Source organism: Advenella incenata, assembly GCF_004217095.1.
In the GTDB taxonomy this organism is placed as follows: domain Bacteria; phylum Pseudomonadota; class Gammaproteobacteria; order Burkholderiales; family Burkholderiaceae_B; genus Advenella; species Advenella incenata.
In genome coordinates, this window is record NZ_SHKO01000001.1 from 1,439,502 (window position 1) to 1,457,154 (window position 17,653).

Genomic DNA, 17,653 nt, shown 5'->3' on the forward strand with positions numbered 1-17,653 from the left:
CGTCAATATTTACGAACAATAGCGTACTCATGGATAAGATCAGGCAGATGCAGGCTTTCATCCAGGTGATGAAAAGCGGTAATTTCACGCGTGCGGCCGAAGCGCTCCGTGTGCCGCGCTCGACGGTGTCTACCCTGATCCAGGAATTGGAGGATCGATTGGGTGTTCAGCTTTTGCGTCGTACAACGCGTCGCATGACACCCACCTTCGAGGGAACACAATTTGTCAAGACTGCGCGTGAGATCGTGGATGCGATCGAAGCGTCCGAGCAGATGTTTCACCCGGACTCACAGCAAATGACAGGTCGGCTCAGAATCGATATGCCCAGCCGCATCGGCCGGCGCATCATCATCCCCGCGCTTCCTTCGCTGATCGCGATGCACCCTGAGGTTGAACTGGAAGTGAGTATGACCGATCGCATGGTGGATCTTGTTTCCGAGGGTGTTGACTGTGTCATACGGGTGGGAGAACTGAGTGACTCCGATCTGATTTGCCGAAAACTCGGTGATATCGATATTATTACTTGTGCCAGCCCAGCGTATCTTGCACGCATGGGCACCCCCGCAACACCTGACGCGTTGGGTACGCACCAGGTGGTGAACTATGCCTCGCGGTTTCCAACGGCCATGCCGGCCTGGGAATACGTGGCTCACGGCAAACGGGATGTGGTCGCCATGAATAGTGTGATTTCGGTCAATAATGTGGAAGGCTATCTGGCGGCCGCGCTTGCCGGAATGGGACTGATCCAGATTCCGGCATTTGATGTGCGCGATCTGCTTGAATCTGCTGAACTGATCGAAGTGCTGCCGCAATTTCGTGCGCCATCCATGCCACTGACTTTTCTTTATGCCCGGCGGCGCAATGTGCCTGCGCGTATCCGCATATTCCAGCATTGGGTATCCGACCTGCTGCGCACAGAGGGTGTGTTCAACGGTTCGTAGCAAACACGGCATCAGGTGTATGGATTGGTCAGGATAGAATGTCAACAGGCTTGCGATGGGTATGCGGCAGGGAAGGCTCGCCAACCGCGTTCAAACCGTGGGAGTGATCTGCGGTGGCGGGTGGACCGGCACTGCGAGTGCCATCTGCGAGTTTGACGTTAACTGCTGAGGGCTGGCTGCATGCAAATGAACTGGTGTCTGGGCGGCGCAGACACATCTGGGTCGATGGCTTGCCACGGGTATTTCTGTTATATATTTTTACACTCCCGTTTTTAGTTGATGCGGTCACCGGTTTGCCGGAAAATAGGAAATCCACAGGTAGCTCAACTGGTAGAGTATCCGAGTACTTCACGAGGAGGTTTACGGTTCGAACCCGTACCTGTGGACCAATTCCCGCCCCGGTATTGCGCTTTCCGACTGGCGTGCATGACAAGTGCTGCCCATGATCGGGTTATCGCGCGATGCGTTCAAGCGCATGCAGGGGGGATGGATCGTCATGAATTTCATGAGGATAAATTCGATCTCCCTCCTTTACTATGGGTATGCTTGATCAACGTGTGCTAGCACTGCTCACCAATAAATCGTAGAACAATTTGACAACGGGATTCAGCTGCTTGGCTCGCCTGTGAATCAATCCTATGCTGCGGGTCACTTGCGGGTTGCATAATCGCAAGCTCACCAGAGAGGCGTGTTCCGCACCGGGCATCGCAAACCGTGGAACAACGCCCACACCTAGTCCTGCTTCCACCATGCTCACCAAAGCGGGCACGTGCTGGACTTCGCAAAAATGGCGCGGCCGCACCCCGCCATGTGCCAGCGCCTGGTCGATCAGAAAGCGGTTTCCGCTGCCCTGGGCAAGGCTGATATATTCGTATGCGCTCAGGTCGGCCCAATCGACCGTCTTCTGTTGTGCCAGGGGGTGATCTCGTCGAACTGCTGCAACAAAAGGTTCTTCAAGCAGCGGCGTAAAATCAATGTCTGCATCATTCACGCCAATATAAGTCAGGCCAAAGTCGGCTTCGCCTCGCGCGACTGCCGTCAAAACCTGTGACGACGACTCATCAATAATGCGAATACTGATGCGGGGATACCGTTCATGAAATGTGCGGACAACGCCTGGCAGGAAATAGGCCACCGCCGAGGGAACGCAGGCGATGGTCACCAGTCCTGACAGACGCTCCGATACCTCCTGTATACCGACAAGCGCATTTTCAAGTTCATTGAGCACGTTGCGCGCTCGGGGTACAAAGCCACGACCGATTGTTGTCAATTCGACTTTGCGTGTTGTACGCAGCAGCAGCTGTACGCCCAGGGCCGCTTCAAGTTTGTCTATGCGACGCGACAGGGCGGACTGTGACAAATGCAATGCTTCTGATGCAGCACGAAAACTGCCAAGATCGGCGACTGCCAGGAATGTCCGTAAATCTATCAAATCAAATTTCATGCGTTTTCATCAATAATCAATCGAATTTTTGCACTTTACTTCAAATTCAACCTCTATCTATCATATCGCTTAGAAAAATTCATAAGACGCGATACCGCAGAGGAGACCTTCCAATGAGAAAAAACCGTTCGTTCAGCCAGCCCCTGATGTGCCTTTTGAGCAGTGCCTTGTTTCTTTTGCCTGTTGCCGCAGCACAGGCGCAGACCTGGCCTGAACGACCCATCCGCCTGCTGGTTCCGTACGCGCCCGGAGGAAGCTCGGACGTCGTCGCCAGGGCGGTCGCATCAGAAATGTCCAAGGATCTGGGTCAGCAAGTGGTCGTAGAGAACAAAGGTGGTGCCCAGGGAATGATTGCGACAACGGAAGTGGCTCGGGCCAAACCTGACGGCTATACCCTCATTCTGGGGCATGTCGGCACATTGGCCGTCAATCCGTCCATGATCCCCAAGTTGCCATATGATCCTCGTCGGGATTTTGCTCCAATCACACTGCTGGCCAAGCTCCCGATGGTTTTCGCACTGGGCAATAGTGTTGATGCGGCGGATTTTTCGTCATTCGTGGCACTTGCCAAATCCAAGCCAGGCGTCATGAATTATGGCTCGGCGGGCAATGGCAGTGCAGGCCACCTTGCGTTCGAAATGCTCAAGATGGCGACTGGAATCAATGTGGTCCATGTTCCTTACAAAGGTACAGGAGCGCAATTGAACGATCTTCTTGGCGGCTTTATTGATGCCGCGGCAGCAGGCACACCAGGCTTGTTGCCGGCTGCCAAGGCTGGAAAAATAAAAATCATTGCCGTGGGCTCCAGAAAACGTCTTGCCGTTCTTCCTGATATTCCAACGGTTGAGCAGGAGGGTTATCCAGGTTTTGAAAGTTCCCAATGGTTCGGTCTGCTGGCGCCTGCCGGAACACCGGGGAGCGTCGTCGAACGTTTGCACAAGTCCGCGCTTGTGGCATTGAAATCGACGTCAGTCCGCCAGCGCATGGAATATGACGCTAGCGAGATCTCTGGCGCAGGCCCGCAGCAGTTCGCAGCCTTTATCAATGCTGAAGAGCATCGCTGGCGCCAAGTGGTGCATAGCGCCAGGCTTTCGGTCCAATAGTCATCTTTTATTTTTTAGGAAACCCGTATGAACAACAGAACAAATAACAAGGTTATTGTCCCGCAAGATGAATTGACCACGCTCGGCGTTGCCGCTTTTCAGAACCTGGGGCTGGCACCCGAAAACGCGACAGATGTGGTGAACATTCTGGTACTGGCGGACCTGTTCGGGCTCTCCACACATGGCCTGAGTCGGATCGAATCCTATGGGTCCCGCATTCAGGTGGGCGGCATTAATGCAAATGCAAATATTACGATCCAGAAGCCGGCTGCGGGTCTGCGCCTGGTAGATGGTGATAACGGTATCGGTCCGCTGGTTGGCATGCATGCACTGCGGGCCGCCATGCAGGCCGCGCAGGATTGTGGTATTGGAATGGCATTGGCACGACAAAGCAACCATTTTGGTCCGATATCGCCCTATGGGCTGATTGCCGCGCAGGCCGGATTTGCCAGTATCATCGGCAGCAATGCTACAACCACGATTGCTCCCTGGGGGGGAACAGACGCGCGGGTTGGCAACAGTCCTATCGGCTTTGCTGTGCCTAACCCGACAGGCAATCACTTTCTGCTTGATATGGCCATGAGCGTTGTCGCTCGCGCCAAAATTCGCAATGCGCTCAAGGCAGGCAGCGATATCCCTGACACGTGGGCAACAGACGCCTCGGGCAAGCCAACTCATAGCCCCAAAGAAGCCTTGGGCGGATTCCTGCTGCCTATCGGGGGGCATAAGGGCTATGGCCTGGCGCTGATGGTGGATTTGTTCGCGGGTCTGTTATCGAATGCCGCATACCTTACACATGTCAAATCCTGGGTTGACGCACCCGATGAACCACAGAACTTGGGGCATTTCTTTATTCTGATTGACACGCGCAAGCTCGGCTCAACGCAGTGGCTGACAGAACGTATGAATGATTTTGCCACCATTTTGCATGACAGTCCGCCTGCAGACCAGGCACGTCCGGTTATCCAGCCGGGAGAGATTGAGCTGAATAATCTGAGGCGCCAGAAGTCCGAAGGCATCACCGTCGACGCGGATGTGCTGCGTCTGCTGCAGCAATACGGCAACCCCACTGCTGCAATCTGATTGACTGAGTATCACAGGAGACATAATCATGAAAATTTCGATGATCTCGGCAGCCTTGGTTGTGGCAACCATGATTCCTTCGCTGGCAATTGCCAGCGACTACCCCGCCAAACCCGTTCGCGTGATTGTTCCCTACGTTGCCGGTGGTGCAGCTGACATTACCGCGCGGCTCATCGCGCACAAATTGTCCGAGCATCTTGGAAAGAGCTTTGTCGTGGAAAACAAGCCGGGGGCGAACGGCATGATCGGTACGAATGCCGTCGCCAAGGCGCCAGCTGATGGCTATACGCTGGTGCTGACGGCCAGTGGCCCGTTGGTTGTCAATCCATCTCTGTACAAAAAAACACCCTATGACCCGGTTGTCGATCTGGTTCCCATCAGCCAGATCACACGCTACCAATACGTACTGGTCGTCCCCGAAAAATCACCCATTGCCAGTGTCGATGACCTGATTCGCAAGGCAAAAGAAAAGCCTGAAGAGGTCACTTTCGGGTCAGCCGGGATCGGTGCGGGCGGGCACTTCGCAGGTGAACTGCTGTCTGTCATGACGCATACGAAAATGACTCACGTACCTTACAAGGGCAACGCGCAAGCGCTGACGGATATACTGAGCGGATTGCTCACTTTCACGTTCGACACGGTTGTGACAGCGACGCCTCACATCCAGTCGGGAAAATTACGGGGTTATGCGGTATCCGGTCCGGTACGGGCCGAGGCCCTGCCCGATATCCCGACGATGCAGGAACTCGGCTACGAGGGTTTTGACATTACGCAATTTCAAGGCTTGCTGGCGCCTGCCGGTACTCCACCCGACATCATTGCAAAATTGCATGAAGCTGTTGTGTATGCGTCTGGCCAGTCCGACGTCATTCAGCGCCTGGGGAAAGAGGGTGGCAACGAAATCATCGCAGGCACACCGGATGAGTTCGCTGCGCAGATCAAAGCCGATTTGGATAGATATCGCAAGCTCATTATTGATGCCAACATAAAGGCGGAGTGAATCATGTACAAGGTAGACGTATTGGTGCAAGGCTATCCCGGGCGCTCCGTTTGCAACGGTGGCCTGGGTTGGAGTACAACAACCCTGCTGCGCAGTGAACAACACAAAATATTGGTGGATGTAGGGGCTTTCGGCGTCCGTCATTTTCTGGAGCAGCAACTGAAAAGTCGCGGCGTATCACCGGAGGAAATCACGGATGTGGTTTTGACACATGCGCATTATGATCATGCGGTCAATTTCGTTCTGTTTCCGAATGCGACGGTATGGATTGGCGCAAAGGAATTGTCCTGGGCATCTGCGCAGCCGCCGGGATTCAACCCTCTGCCGGAACTGTACGTGCGTGAACTGACACATTCGCCCAACGTCCGGCGTGTTCAGGACGGAGACACTTTTTTGCCCGGTATAACAGCCATTGCATCACCGGGACATACACCGGGTCATCTGCTGTTCTATGTTGACCTACCGGATCAGGCCATTCTTTTTACCGGGGATGCCGCCAAGAACCGGGCGGAACTTCTATCCGGCAGTGTCAATGATACCTGCGATGTACAGGCCAGCGCAGATACCCTGAAACGGATATGGGATATCTGGAAACGAGTTCCCGATACCTTGCTGGTTCCAGGCCATGATCTGGGCATGAGGCTGCACGAATCCGGTGAACCTTTTTATATGGGAGAGAGACTTGCTGCCATCAACGCGTGGTTTGGCGACACGCTTGAACCCACCCGCATTAACCTGTGTTGCGGCGGACATTCTGCCCGTTACAATGTCTGAATCATCATCAATTATTTGCCATCCTATGAAAACTGACTCTGCTATTATCGCTGCATTCACACCTACTGGTCGGTTGCGAGCTTCTATTAATCTTGGAAATCCCATTCTTGCCGGATGCGATCATCAAGGCAATGCCACCGGAATATCTGTTGACCTGGCTCATGCGTTTGCCGACCGGCTGGGCGTTCCCCTCGACCTCGTCGTGCTGGAGAGCGCTGGCCGCTCTGTTGAAACTGTATCCGGTGAGAAAGCGGATATCGGTTTTTTTGCCATTGATCCTATGCGTGCAGCGGAAATCGCCTTCACCGCTGCCTATATTCACATTGAGGGCGCCTATCTCGTGAGAGAAGAATCAGTTATTGACTCGCTGGAGGCGGTTGACCAACAGGGTGTCCGCGTTACGGTCGGAAAGGGCAGCGCATACGACCTGTTCCTTAGTCGTGAGTTCAAGCGGGCCGAAATCACGCGCGCGCTCACGTCCCCGACTGTAGTTGAAACGTTTCTGAGTGAAAATACGGATGTCGCTGCGGGCGTTCGTCAACAACTGGAAGCCGACGCATTGAAGCATCCCGGATTGCGCCTGATCCCTGGTAGCTTCATGACTATCCGTCAGGCAATGGGGGTGCCACGCAGCCGAGGGTCCCGTGCACTGGGGTACCTGGCAGAATTCGTAGAAGAGATGAAAAAAAGTGGGTTCATCCAGGACGCTATGAACAAGCATGGCATCAAAGGCGCAATCGTGGCGCCTCACACAGGACCGCAGGCTGAACTATAGCATTCCCATATGAGGCACACATGCCCCATATGGGTGTTTTCCCAGAGATCCGCAATAGTCTGCGTCCGCAAGCTCGCTGGTTGCCTCTTTTCATGTAAGCTGGTTAGATTCACAGGGGCGGCAGTAGAGCGCCGGATCATTTACATAAATGGAGTACTGGGATGCTGGTAACAAGAATTAGAACCTCGCTGGAATATGAAATATTTTCGGCAAGTGAGTTTTTTCTGAATATGCTGGTTTCCAAAAAAAGCCAATTGATTCTGGAAGAGTGCCTGAGTGTGGATTATATCGACGGCAATGGGATCAAGGCGCCTGTGCATTTTCAGAAAAATATTGATGCCGTGGGCGGACGCTTTGTCTCGTTTCCTGCCAACCAAGGAACGATCAATGTCGATTACACGGTCAACGTCGTCACCAACAATACCAGGCGAGTGTCCGAGGCCGCCATTTATCCCATCGGGCGTCTGCCAAAAAAAACCATTCCCTGCCTGCGGCCAAGCCGCTATTGTCAATCGGATGAGCTCTCATCTCAGGTGCAGGCTCTTTTCTGTGCGCAGGGCGACGGCATCGTACTGGTCGAATCAATTATTGACTGGATACAGGAAAATATTCAATATGAAGTGGGATTTTCAAATTCAACTACTTCAGCCGTGGATGTATTTGAAAAGCGCAAAGGCGTATGCAGGGATTTTGCCCATTTGGCCATCACGTTTTGCCGTGCATTGAATATACCTGCCCGCTTTTGCGTGGGCTATGTATATTTTGAAGAGCCCCCTCAGGATTTCCACGCGATTTTTGAGGCGTACCTGGGAGGGCGATGGATCAAGTTTGACCCCACAAGGCTGGCGCCGCCCGATAGTCTGGTGGTTATTGCGCGTGGCAACGATGCCAAGGATACGCCCTTTGCCACTATTTTCGGCAATATAAAACCCATCCGCATGCGCATCAATATTGAGCAGGAGGATCCGTATTCGGATTTGCATTTGAAGGCAGGCGATGAGCAGGCGGCAATTATTGGCCGTTAGGGCGCTGGGTCAGGCGTCGTTGCCGGCATGATCTGCGCGCGGGCAAGGCGGGAAGCGCTTGTTGGGCAAAGAAAATAGTGCAATGACGCCTGTGATATCTAAATCGCGAAATCGCAGTTGTGATAGCAGGATGTAATATCTGAATTGATCTGAATTGTCAGATGGTGGTCTTGGTGTTGTTGTTATTGTAATAATGACAGATGTAATGGGTCGCTGTTGGCACCCGAATATATCGGGCGCCTGTCTGACCGTTATTGCTTTTGTTCTTCCTTGCGGGAGATGACCTTGCCTGTATTGGCATCTATGAGCAGTTCATATTTGGTGCCGGGCTTCAGAGTTGTCACTTCATACGACCAGACATTGTTTTCCCGATCAAAATCCACCTCGACCGCTTTGGCGCCGGTTTCTGATTCGGCCGTTTGCACTGCCTGCGCAAGCGTCACTTTCGCCTCATTGATGGCCTGGGCTTCCTGCTGGTGATTCGATTGTGCAGCGGCCATGCCAGGCACGATGATAAACAGTGAAAAAAGCAGGGAAGAGGTAATTTTCATAAGTCATTCCTGAGAGTAAAGGGAAAAAGTACAGCACGATAAGTGTAATGCATCTGCACGCTTGTGTAGACCGTCTTGATTCAGATACCTCGGTTTTCCGAAGATGTGGTGATTTAAAAGTACTGTATACTTATACAGTACTTAAAGGAATTGCCATGATGAAAAACACAGCGCAAACACCCTCCAGAATACTCGTTGAAACGGCGTCGGGCTCTCTCTTTGGCAATCTGCCGGAAAGCGTCTCCGAAAGCGTCTCCGAAAGCATCTCCGAAAGCGTGCCCAAAGGCGTTGTGAATGCTTCACAACGATCCGGGCGCTCAGATTCCCTGGCCGGCTCGCCCGCTTCCAGGGTGTTATTCTCAGAAACGTCTTGTTCAGGGGCGCCATCCAAAGAAATGCCGGCGCAACGGGGCGGGCAGAGTGCTGATGCGCCTTCTATCCTGACTGCGCCGGAGCGCATTCATCCCTCGCTGTGGCGAGCGTCGCAAATTGCCCGTTCCCCAGGCCTTTACGCCAATACCGGCTATCCTGAAATATCGGCCCAATTGCCCGGTGGCGGCTGGCCACTGGGCAACCTGATCGAGGTCATGACGCCTCGCGCCGGTATTGGGGAGATCCAGTTGTTCAAGCCCGTTTTTTGTGGACACCGGGTGTGTCAGTTGCCTCATACTTCAACGGCTGCGGGCCAGGAAAGCGCCAGCCCCGAGCAACGGCCCATCGTGCTTCTTCAGCCACCATATGCGCCGCAGATCTGTGCGTGGGCGCATTGGGGGGTAGCCCCTTCCCGCCTGCTCTGGCTCTCTCCGCAAAGCACTGCCGATGCCCTGTGGGCGGCCGAGCATATTCTGAACAGCGGGGCCTTTGCGGCGCTGGTGTTATGGCAACATGCTCTGCGCGATGGCGCCCTGCGTCGCTTGCAATTGTCGGCGCAAAAGGGTGACACGCTATTCGTGCTGGTGCGGGACTTGTCCGCTGCCCGACAATCTTCCCCGGCACCCTTGCGGCTTGCGCTGCACCCGGTGCCCAGGGGGCTTCACGTGCATATTGTCAAACGTCGTGGCAGTGTCAGTGAACATCCTGTCCATATCTCACTTTATCCGGATGCATCCGGAAGGGGCCTCTATCCTGGGGTCGCTGCCGATTCCTATTCTGCTGCTTTTACCGAGTCCCGCCATGCGAACATGGATAGCCGTACATCTGCTACACCCCACGCTGGACACACTCTGCCCTGACTGGCGCAACACCGCAGCCGTTGTGATTGATCATGGCCAGGTCCGGGTGTGTTCGCCTGCTGCCCGAGCGGCAGGTGTACAACCGGGCATGCGCATCAGTGGCGTCAATACCTTGTGTCCCCAGGCCGTTCTTACCGAATATGATGAGCATATTCACCATTCGGCAATCCAGGCGGCGTCGCTGGCGCTGTTGCAGTACACACCCGAACTCGCGCTGGGGGAACGGGATACCTTGTTGTTGGATGTCACCGCCAGTCTTAGTCTTTTTGGCGGCATCCAGCGGCTTTACCGACGTATCCAGGGTTCCTTGCATGGTCTCTGCCTGAGTGCAAGCTGCGCGATTGGCACAACGGCTGGTGGCGCCTGGCTGCTGGCAACCTGCGCGTGTGCGCGCTTGCGCCGTTGTCTGAAACCAGGCACCCAGATCCGCCGACTGGACGCTTTACCAGTCGGGTCGTTGCCGGCTGCGCATCCTTATGAAGCCTGGCTGGGCAGCATTGGCTGCACCACCCTGGGGGCCATGAGACAATTGCCGCGCGCCGGGTTGCAGCGACGCACCAGCCGGCAGGTTTTGCAGGTCCTTGATGCCGCCTACGGGAACGCACCTGAAATATTCAAATGGGTTGTCGCGCCGCTGCAGTTTCAGGGGCGGATAGAACTGGTTGAACGAATTGAATATGCAGAAGCCGTTAGCAGGGTGGCCGGTCGGCTGATCGAGCAGCTTTGCGGCTGGTTGGCGGGGCATCAGCGGGCAGTCACACAGCTTGTTCTGCTTCTTGAACATGAGCGTGGTCGTCATGCGCGCGAGCCATCCCGCGTGGAGCTGGCTACCGCTGCCCCCACCCGGGAGCCGGCCCACCTGATGCGCTTGTTGCAGGAACACCTGCATCATCTGAAACTGGTTGCGCCCATTATTGCCGTGACCCTTGAAGCTGCCAGAGTGCAGGAGACGACGCCGGTTGCCGACGATCTGTTTCCTGAGCGAGGGGGAACGCCTCAGGATCGTCAACGGGTCCTTGAAATCATTCTGGCCAGGCTGGGACATGATCGGGTATTGGCGCCTGCGCCGATCGCCGATCATCGCCCCGAGGTTGCAAACCGGTGGGGGCCGGCAAACACGGCTGGCGTCGCAGGGCCTGTTGTCGAAGGCGTGGTGCGGCCTTGTTGGTTGCTGGAAAAACCGCTGCTCCTGTCTGTGCGCAAGCATCGTCCCTGGTATGGGTCGCCATTGCATATTTTGCAGGGTCCGGAAAGAATCGAAGATGGCTGGTGGGAAGGGTGGGCGCTAAGAGATTATTTTGTTGCGCAAGACAATACTGGCGTACGTTACTGGCTGTTTCGTGAACGCTATGGTCAATGGCGCTGGTTTCTGCACGGGGTTTTCGGGTAACCGGACAAGGTCATGACAACACCTTCTATTTCTTCATACGCGCTGCCCCGCTATGCCGAACTGTATTGCCAGAGCAATTACAGTTTTCTGCAGGGCGCGTCTCATCCTGAGGAGCTGGTGCAGCAGGCGTTCGAGCTCAATTATATGGCGTTGGCCATAACAGACGAATGTTCCGTGGCAGGCGTGGTGCGTGCCCACGCGGAAGTAGAAAGGCTGAACAAGCCCATGCTGGACGAAGCGGAGCGCAGAAAAAAAATCGCATTGGGAAAGGCCGGCTACGCGCTGGGGCAAGCCGACCCGGCGCAGGCCGTGCCATCACTTGCGTCTTCGCCAGTGTGGTTATCGCAACTGTCGCAGACACCATCGTCCGCTTCATCGCATTCATCTATTGCTCCCACTGGCTCGCCATCAGCATCAGCATCAGCAGGCTCGGGCTCGGCACTATCGACAGTACCCTCCACCGAAACGCCATTACGTCTGCCGTTGAAACTGATTGTGGGTTCTGTTTTTTCTCTGCATACAGATGAACATTCACCCGACCTGAAACTGGTCGTGCTTGCTCAAACCCGTCAGGGCTATGGCAACCTGTGCGAATTCATCACCCTGGGGCGACGGCGTGCCACCAAAGGCAATTATTATTTGACGACCAGCGACATTACCAGTCCTGCCGATCCTTCTCTGGCCCATTTGCAGAACCTGCCTGAGTGCCTGGGGCTACTGGTGCCAGAGTATGGCTCATCCTATGAGCAGATGCTGGCCCAGGCCAAATGGATTGCACAGGCATTTTCCGGGCGTTGCTGGCTGGCGCTCACGTTGTTGCACCAGGGTCAGGATGCGGCTCACAGGAGCAGGCTCATGGCGGTCTCAGAGGCCACCGGGGTGCCGTTGGTGGCAGCCGGACAGGTGCAGATGCATGTGCGCTCACGCAAACCCGTGCATGACACACTGGCTGCGATCCGACTAGGCAAAAGTGTGCAGGAGTGCGGCTTTGCGCTTGCGGCCAATGCCGAGCGCCATTTGCGTCAGCTGGTGACATTGGCCAATCTCTATCCGCCCGCTGCCCTGGAGCAAACTCTTGAGGTGATGCTTCAGTGTCAGTTCAATCTGAAAGAGCTCAAATATGAATACCCTGGCGGCATCTGTCCTGAAAACCTGAGTCCGACAGATTATCTGCGCCAGCAAACCTATGCGGGGGCACAGCAGCGCTTCAGGGATGCAATACCTGACAGCGTCACACGCCAGCTGGAATATGAGTTGCAGCTCATTGCTGAACTGGAATACGAAGCCTATTTCCTGACGGTCTACGACATTGTGAAATTTGCCCGCGCCCAGGGCATTTTGTGCCAGGGCAGAGGATCGGCGGCCAATAGCGCTGTTTGCTATTGTTTGGGTATTACCGAAGTCAATCCTGTGCTGGGAAATAATCTGTTCGAGCGTTTTATCAGCAAGGAGCGCAATGAGCCTCCCGATATCGACGTCGATTTCGAACATCAGCGTCGCGAAGAAGTCATCCAGTATATTTATAAAAAATATGGTCGGGATCGAGCCGCGTTGACTGCTGTGGTGATCACTTATAGGGTCAAGAGCGTATTGCGCGACACGGGCAAGGCGTTAGGCGTCGATCCCATCATTATTGAAGCAGTGGCGCGTTCCTATCACTACTGGGATGGCCGTTCCAATCTGATGGCGCGCATGCAGGAAAGCGGCCTGGACCCAACCTCGTCTGTTGCCATGCAATGGGTTTATCTGGCAGAAAAAATCATGGGCTTTCCGCGGCATCTTTCGCAGCATCCAGGCGGCTTTGTCATGTCTCACGGTCCGCTTTGCCGACTGGTTCCCATTGAGAATGCCGCCATGGAAAATCGTAGCGTGGTGCAGTGGGACAAGGATGATCTGGATGCCTTGGGTATTCTGAAGGTTGATGTGCTGGCGCTGGGTATGCTCAGTGTTATTCGCCGGGCGCTGCAGTTTGTGGCATTGCGATACGGCAGGCCATTTTTTCGAATGCAGGACATCCCCCTGGAAGATTCCGATACTTACGACATGATCTGCAAAGCCGATACTATCGGTGTATTTCAGATTGAATCGCGCGCGCAAATGACTATGCTGCCGCGCTTGCGGCCGCGTTGTTATTACGATCTGGTCATAGAGGTTTCCATTATTCGTCCCGGTCCGATACAGGGAGGAATGGTGCATCCTTATCTGCGGCGACGCCAGGGGCTCGAAGAGATTAGCTATCCAAGCGAAGCGGTCAAGTCAGCACTGGAACGTACGCTGGGTGTACCGATTTTTCAGGAGCAGGTGATGCAAATTGCCATGAAGGCGGCCGGCTTTACCGGTGGGGAAGCCGATGCCTTGCGGCGCTCCATGGCTGCCTGGAAACGCAAGGGCGGGTTGGAAAAATTCTATAACAAAATTATAGATGGCATGTTAGCCAATGGCTATAAAAGAGAGTTTGCCGAGCAGATTTTCCGCCAGATCCAGGGGTTTGGCGAGTACGGTTTTCCAGAAAGCCATGCCGCCAGCTTTGCACTGCTGGCTTATGCCAGCAGTTGGCTCAAGCGTCATGAACCTCAGGCTTTTCTGGCCGCGCTGCTCAACAGCCTGCCCATGGGGTTTTACAGTGCTTCAACGCTGATCCAGGATGCCAAACGGCACGAGGTAGAGATACTGCCTGTCGATGTACAGGTCAGTAACTGGGAAGCAACGCTGGCGTTTGACGCTGCCCAGTCTGCAGATACCGCTACTGCTGAACCGGCGATAGGGCACACAGAACACACAGAACACACAGAATACGTTTCTGATTGTCTTTCCAGCCAGCCCCAGTCCAAACCCAAGCCGGCGGTCAGACTTGGGTTGAATCAGCTTAAGGGAATGCAAGAGGCGGCGGCGCAGCGGATCGTAAGGGCGCGTGCCCAGGCTCCCTTTGAGTCTGTTGCGGATCTGGCGCGACGCGCTGACCTGAGCCGGCATGACCTGAATGCGCTGGCTGCTGGCAATGCGCTGGAGAGCCTCGCCGGTCACCGCAGGGCTGCTTTGTGGGATGCGGTTGTCAGTGTGCCCGATAAAGATATTCTGCGGGAAGCGCCAGTGTATGAAACGGTGAGTCCGCAATTGACGTTACTCACGGAAGGGCAATCGATGGTGGCCGATTATGATTCGCTGGGCCTGACGCTGGGGCGTCATCCCCTGGAATTATTGCGTGACACATTGAGCAAGTTGCGGTTTTCCTCTTCTGCGGTCTTGCAGGAACAACCCGATCGGCGCCTGGTGCGTGCGGCCGGTATTGTCACGGTCAGGCAGCGTCCTGGTACAGCCAAGGGAGTCGTTTTTGTGACGCTGGAAGATGAATATGGGCAGATCAATTTGCTGGTGCGACCGGCGCTGGTAGAACGCCAGCGCAAGGAACTGCTCACTTCCCGTCTGATGGGCGCCTACGGACGCTGGCAGTCAGCCAATGGCGTACAACATGTGATTGTGGAGCGGTTGGTCAATCTGACGCATTTGTTGGGTCAATTGCAGACGCGCAGCCGCAATTTCCATTAAGCAGGTTCGTTGCTCCGGCGGTTGGCCCTGGGGGCCGTCGTCTAACACTCGCGACACCCGCTGTGCCGCTATCGGACATAGCGCTCAGGATCTGCCGGAACCTGTTGCGCGCGCGCGCCGCTTCTGAATAAAACCAACGATCAAACCCAACAGGCTGATGGCAACGATCAACCCGTTTCCAATCCGGGTGTATAGCGTCAGGCCTTGCGTGCCTTGTACCTGCACATCCAGGATACCGGCTGTTGCCGTGGTCAATTGCGACAATACACGACCCTTGGCGTCAATGGCCGCCGTCGAACCGGTATTGGTGGCGCGAAGCATGGGCCTTGCGGTTTCCATACTGCGCATGCGCGAGATCTGCAAATGCTGCCTTAGCGCCCAGGTATTGCCAAACCAGCCCAGATTGCTGACGTTAAACAATATGCTGGCGCCTGGCGTGCCGTCTGCCTGGGTGCGCAAGGCAGGCAGCAATTCTTCGCCAAAGACATCTTCATAGCAGATATTGGGCGCGAACCGCTGATTATGGACGGCAAAGCTTTCCTGGCCCTGGCCGCCGCGATCAAAGTCGCCCAGTGGAATGTTCAGGGCATCAACAAACCAGCGAAAACCCAAAGGAACAAATTCGCCAAACGGCACCAGATGTTGTTTGTCATAAACCGGTACCTGCTGGCCCTGCATCAGGGCTGAAACCGATGTATCACTGTCTATCGTCAGTACGCTATTGGTATAGCGATCCTGGCCATCGACTATCGTGTGCATGGGCGTACCCAGGAACAGGGTCGCTTCCATCTGATCAGCAAGCTCGACAACCGACTGCCAGAACTCTGGCGCCATTCTGTCCTGAAATGTCGGCAGAATGGTTTCGGGGAAAATAATCACTGAAGGAGCCCGTTGAGCGTCTGTTGCAGGACGCGTAGCCAGTGCAAACTGGGCTTGCAGAGAACTCATCAATTGCGCCGGGTCAAATTTCATCTGTTGTGCAATATTGCCTTGCACCAGCCTTACCGTCATGACAGGGCCATGGTTGTCAAACCATGTAATGCGCGACAGTGCAAAACTGACGATGAACATGCCCAGGAGTGCACTGGCCATGGCCGCCATGATGCCGGGACGATTGTGTTTCACATAATAAACAATACAGGCAACCAGCCCACTGGCCAGCGCAGCCAGAAAAGCCACGCCATAGACGCCCGCGACGGGAGCCCAGGCCGACAGCAGGCTGTTGGTATGGGCGTAACCGATATTGTTCCAGGGAAAGCCGGTGAATATAAAACCGCGCAGCCATTCGCCCAGCGTCCAGGTACAGGCCCACAGCAGCGGACGGCCCAGCGCCTGCGGCACCCGCATGACATTCAGATCGCGTCCTAGCCAGGCGGTACATGCCCCCGCAAGCGCGGCATACAAAGATAGATAAAGCGCAAAAAGCAATACGGCCAAAGCGGCAAGCGGAGCTGCCAGGCCGCCGAAATGGTTCATGCTGATGTACAGCCAGTACACACCTACACAGAAACTGCTGGTGCTAAAGACAAAGGCGGCCAGGGCGGCGCGTTTGATATGTTTTGTGCTGAAGACAATAAATGCCGGTACCGCCATGGACAGCACCTGAATATAGGGCAAGGTCCAGCCGGGCAGGGGATCGGGAGAAAAACTCAGGGCATGAATGGCCCCAGCCGCGATAAGAAGGAGCCAGACCATGTTCTCAGGATTCTGTTTTACTATGACTGCTGCTCATGGCAGACAGACGTTTGACATGCAGCCACAAGGCGCGCCGGGCATCGGCACGCAGGACCTGGAATCGCAATCCCTGGAAGTCGTGACTGTCGCCGCGTTGCGGGATATGATCCAGCTCTGCCGCCAGCCAGCCGCCGATGGTATCGTAATCGTCTTCGGGAATGGCAACCTGCAGTGTCTGGTTCAGTTGTCGGATATCGGTGATGGCCATCACACGCCACGAAGTATCGGTTTCCGGGAAGATGGTCATTTGCGCATCTTCATCGTATTCGTCTTCGATATCGCCCACGATCTGTTCCAGGACGTCTTCCATGGTGACCAGGCCGGCAATGCTGCCGTATTCGTCAATCACAATGGCAATATGATTGCGGTTCTCGCGGAAATCCCGCAGCAGCTGGTTCAGCCGCTTGGTTTCAGGAATGTAGTTGGCCGGCCGGACCAGACTGCGGATATCGGTTTGCGGGTTGTTGATGAAGCGCAGCAGATCCTTGGCCAGCAGGATACCGATAATATTGTCTTTTTCTTCTTCATATACCGGAAAGCGCGAATGAGCCGTATCGAGAACGATAGGGAGCAGTTCCTGCAGCGGCTTGCTGATATCCAGCAAATCCATGCGCGAACGCGGGATCATGATGTCGCTGACGTTTTTCTCGGTGAAGGAAATTGAGCCGACGATCATGGAATAGGAATCGTCGTCGATGATGTCCCGATCATGCGCAGAAGAAAGTATCTCCTGGATATCTTCCCGGTCTTCGGGTTCGTTCTGGCCCAGCAGGCCTTTTATTCGCTGGAGAAGTGAGCGGGAGGTGTGCTTTTTGCCTGGCTGACTGTCTGCCTCGGCATCGTTGGAAGGGTATGGATCTGACATCTCTGGACGTCTAGTTTAGGAAGTTATAAGGATAACGCAAATTTGCGTCTATTTGATGAAAAAAGCGCGTTACTTTGGGTAAACCCGGCTTTTGCCGACATCGGGTCTTGATTGAGGTCAAGTCTTTGCCGGAGGTGACTTCGCTCCGATGGGGTCAGTGTTGCTGCTGAAACGTCGTAGCAAACCCGAA

At 54.8% G+C, this 17,653-nt stretch carries 14 protein-coding genes and 1 tRNA gene; 11 read left to right on the top strand and 4 right to left on the bottom strand.

Features of this window, described 5'->3' with window-relative positions:
* Window positions 1–29 precede the first annotated feature (29 nt).
* Together EV681_RS06575 and EV681_RS06580 are read left to right on the top strand one after the other, a co-directional pair.
* The gene (locus EV681_RS06575) at window positions 30–941 is read left to right on the top strand and encodes a LysR family transcriptional regulator (RefSeq protein ID WP_242612157.1); all 912 of its coding nucleotides are present in this window, start codon (window positions 30–32) and stop codon (window positions 939–941) included.
* Window positions 942–1,253: 312 nt separating this feature from the next.
* Window positions 1,254–1,330, top strand: a tRNA-OTHER gene (locus EV681_RS06580).
* Between the two features lie 161 nt (window positions 1,331–1,491).
* Here the strand turns inward: EV681_RS06580 and EV681_RS06585 are convergent.
* Window positions 1,492–2,385 (bottom strand): LysR family transcriptional regulator, encoded by an 894-nt coding sequence (locus EV681_RS06585; protein ID WP_130303560.1) that lies wholly within the window; start codon window positions 2,383–2,385, stop codon window positions 1,492–1,494.
* Between the two features lie 113 nt (window positions 2,386–2,498).
* On the opposite strand from EV681_RS06585, the gene EV681_RS06590 reads away from it, so the two are divergent.
* The 6 genes from EV681_RS06590 to EV681_RS06615 all read left to right on the top strand — a co-directional run bounded on the left by EV681_RS06590 (window position 2,499) and on the right by EV681_RS06615 (window position 8,145).
* Window positions 2,499–3,488 (top strand): Bug family tripartite tricarboxylate transporter substrate binding protein, encoded by a 990-nt coding sequence (locus EV681_RS06590; protein ID WP_130303561.1) that lies wholly within the window; start codon window positions 2,499–2,501, stop codon window positions 3,486–3,488.
* A 27-nt stretch (window positions 3,489–3,515) separates the two neighbouring features.
* Window positions 3,516–4,571, top strand: coding sequence for an Ldh family oxidoreductase (locus EV681_RS06595; protein WP_130303562.1), 1,056 nt, complete (start codon window positions 3,516–3,518; stop codon window positions 4,569–4,571).
* A 28-nt stretch (window positions 4,572–4,599) separates the two neighbouring features.
* Window positions 4,600–5,571, top strand: a complete 972-nt coding sequence (locus EV681_RS06600; protein WP_130303563.1) for a Bug family tripartite tricarboxylate transporter substrate binding protein — start codon at window positions 4,600–4,602, stop codon at window positions 5,569–5,571.
* A gap of 3 nt (window positions 5,572–5,574) precedes the next feature.
* Window positions 5,575–6,345: an MBL fold metallo-hydrolase gene (locus tag EV681_RS06605; protein ID WP_130303564.1), complete on the top strand. Its 771-nt coding sequence runs from the start codon at window positions 5,575–5,577 to the stop codon at window positions 6,343–6,345.
* Window positions 6,346–6,370: 25 nt separating this feature from the next.
* Window positions 6,371–7,120 carry an ABC transporter substrate-binding protein gene (locus EV681_RS06610; protein WP_130303565.1) on the top strand — a complete coding sequence of 250 codons (750 nt, stop codon included), beginning with the start codon at window positions 6,371–6,373 and terminating at the stop codon, window positions 7,118–7,120.
* A gap of 161 nt (window positions 7,121–7,281) precedes the next feature.
* Window positions 7,282–8,145, top strand: a complete 864-nt coding sequence (locus tag EV681_RS06615) for a transglutaminase-like domain-containing protein (protein ID WP_130303566.1) — start codon at window positions 7,282–7,284, stop codon at window positions 8,143–8,145.
* 251 nt (window positions 8,146–8,396) lie between these two features.
* Here the strand turns inward: EV681_RS06615 and EV681_RS06620 are convergent, their stop codons facing one another.
* Complete coding sequence (locus EV681_RS06620; protein ID WP_128395274.1) at window positions 8,397–8,696, bottom strand: PepSY domain-containing protein; 300 nt, start codon at window positions 8,694–8,696, stop codon at window positions 8,397–8,399.
* Between the two features lie 155 nt (window positions 8,697–8,851).
* Here EV681_RS06620 and EV681_RS06625 point away from each other — a divergent pair, with 155 nt between their 5' ends.
* From EV681_RS06625 to EV681_RS06635, 3 genes are read left to right on the top strand one after another with little or no spacing between them, the layout of a single operon-like run.
* Entirely contained in the window at window positions 8,852–9,928 is a 1,077-nt protein-coding gene (locus tag EV681_RS06625; RefSeq protein ID WP_242612158.1) for a hypothetical protein, read from the top strand.
* Window positions 9,870–11,318 (top strand): Y-family DNA polymerase, encoded by a 1,449-nt coding sequence (locus tag EV681_RS06630; protein ID WP_130303567.1) that lies wholly within the window; start codon window positions 9,870–9,872, stop codon window positions 11,316–11,318. Before EV681_RS06625 ends, EV681_RS06630 begins: the two co-directional genes overlap by 59 nt.
* A 12-nt stretch (window positions 11,319–11,330) precedes the next feature.
* Entirely contained in the window at window positions 11,331–14,864 is a 3,534-nt protein-coding gene (locus EV681_RS06635) for an error-prone DNA polymerase (protein WP_130303568.1), read from the top strand.
* An 84-nt stretch (window positions 14,865–14,948) separates the two neighbouring features.
* Here the strand turns inward: EV681_RS06635 and lnt are convergent, their stop codons facing one another.
* Window positions 14,949–16,559, bottom strand: a complete 1,611-nt coding sequence (gene lnt / locus EV681_RS06640) for an apolipoprotein N-acyltransferase (RefSeq protein WP_128395277.1) — start codon at window positions 16,557–16,559, stop codon at window positions 14,949–14,951.
* Window positions 16,560–16,563: 4 nt separating this feature from the next.
* On the bottom strand, window positions 16,564–17,463 hold the full coding sequence (locus EV681_RS06645; RefSeq protein WP_130303569.1) for an HlyC/CorC family transporter: 900 nt from the start codon (window positions 17,461–17,463) through the stop codon (window positions 16,564–16,566).
* Window positions 17,464–17,653 lie beyond the last annotated feature (190 nt).

Excerpts from the sequence above, each read along its gene's own strand:
- EV681_RS06575 (WP_242612157.1), top strand. The coding sequence starts at position 30 with ATGGATAAGATCAGGCAGATGCAGGCTTTCATCCAGGTGATGAAAAGC.
- EV681_RS06585 (WP_130303560.1), bottom strand. The coding sequence starts at position 2,385 with ATGAAATTTGATTTGATAGATTTACGGACATTCCTGGCAGTCGCCGAT.
- EV681_RS06590 (WP_130303561.1), top strand. The coding sequence starts at position 2,499 with ATGAGAAAAAACCGTTCGTTCAGCCAGCCCCTGATGTGCCTTTTGAGC.
- EV681_RS06595 (WP_130303562.1), top strand. The coding sequence starts at position 3,516 with ATGAACAACAGAACAAATAACAAGGTTATTGTCCCGCAAGATGAATTG.
- EV681_RS06600 (WP_130303563.1), top strand. The coding sequence starts at position 4,600 with ATGAAAATTTCGATGATCTCGGCAGCCTTGGTTGTGGCAACCATGATT.
- EV681_RS06605 (WP_130303564.1), top strand. The coding sequence starts at position 5,575 with ATGTACAAGGTAGACGTATTGGTGCAAGGCTATCCCGGGCGCTCCGTT.
- EV681_RS06610 (WP_130303565.1), top strand. The coding sequence starts at position 6,371 with ATGAAAACTGACTCTGCTATTATCGCTGCATTCACACCTACTGGTCGG.
- EV681_RS06615 (WP_130303566.1), top strand. The coding sequence starts at position 7,282 with ATGCTGGTAACAAGAATTAGAACCTCGCTGGAATATGAAATATTTTCG.
- EV681_RS06620 (WP_128395274.1), bottom strand. The coding sequence starts at position 8,696 with ATGAAAATTACCTCTTCCCTGCTTTTTTCACTGTTTATCATCGTGCCT.
- EV681_RS06625 (WP_242612158.1), top strand. The coding sequence starts at position 8,852 with ATGATGAAAAACACAGCGCAAACACCCTCCAGAATACTCGTTGAAACG.
- EV681_RS06630 (WP_130303567.1), top strand. The coding sequence starts at position 9,870 with ATGCGAACATGGATAGCCGTACATCTGCTACACCCCACGCTGGACACA.
- EV681_RS06635 (WP_130303568.1), top strand. The coding sequence starts at position 11,331 with ATGACAACACCTTCTATTTCTTCATACGCGCTGCCCCGCTATGCCGAA.
- lnt (WP_128395277.1), bottom strand. The coding sequence starts at position 16,559 with ATGGTCTGGCTCCTTCTTATCGCGGCTGGGGCCATTCATGCCCTGAGT.
- EV681_RS06645 (WP_130303569.1), bottom strand. The coding sequence starts at position 17,463 with ATGTCAGATCCATACCCTTCCAACGATGCCGAGGCAGACAGTCAGCCA.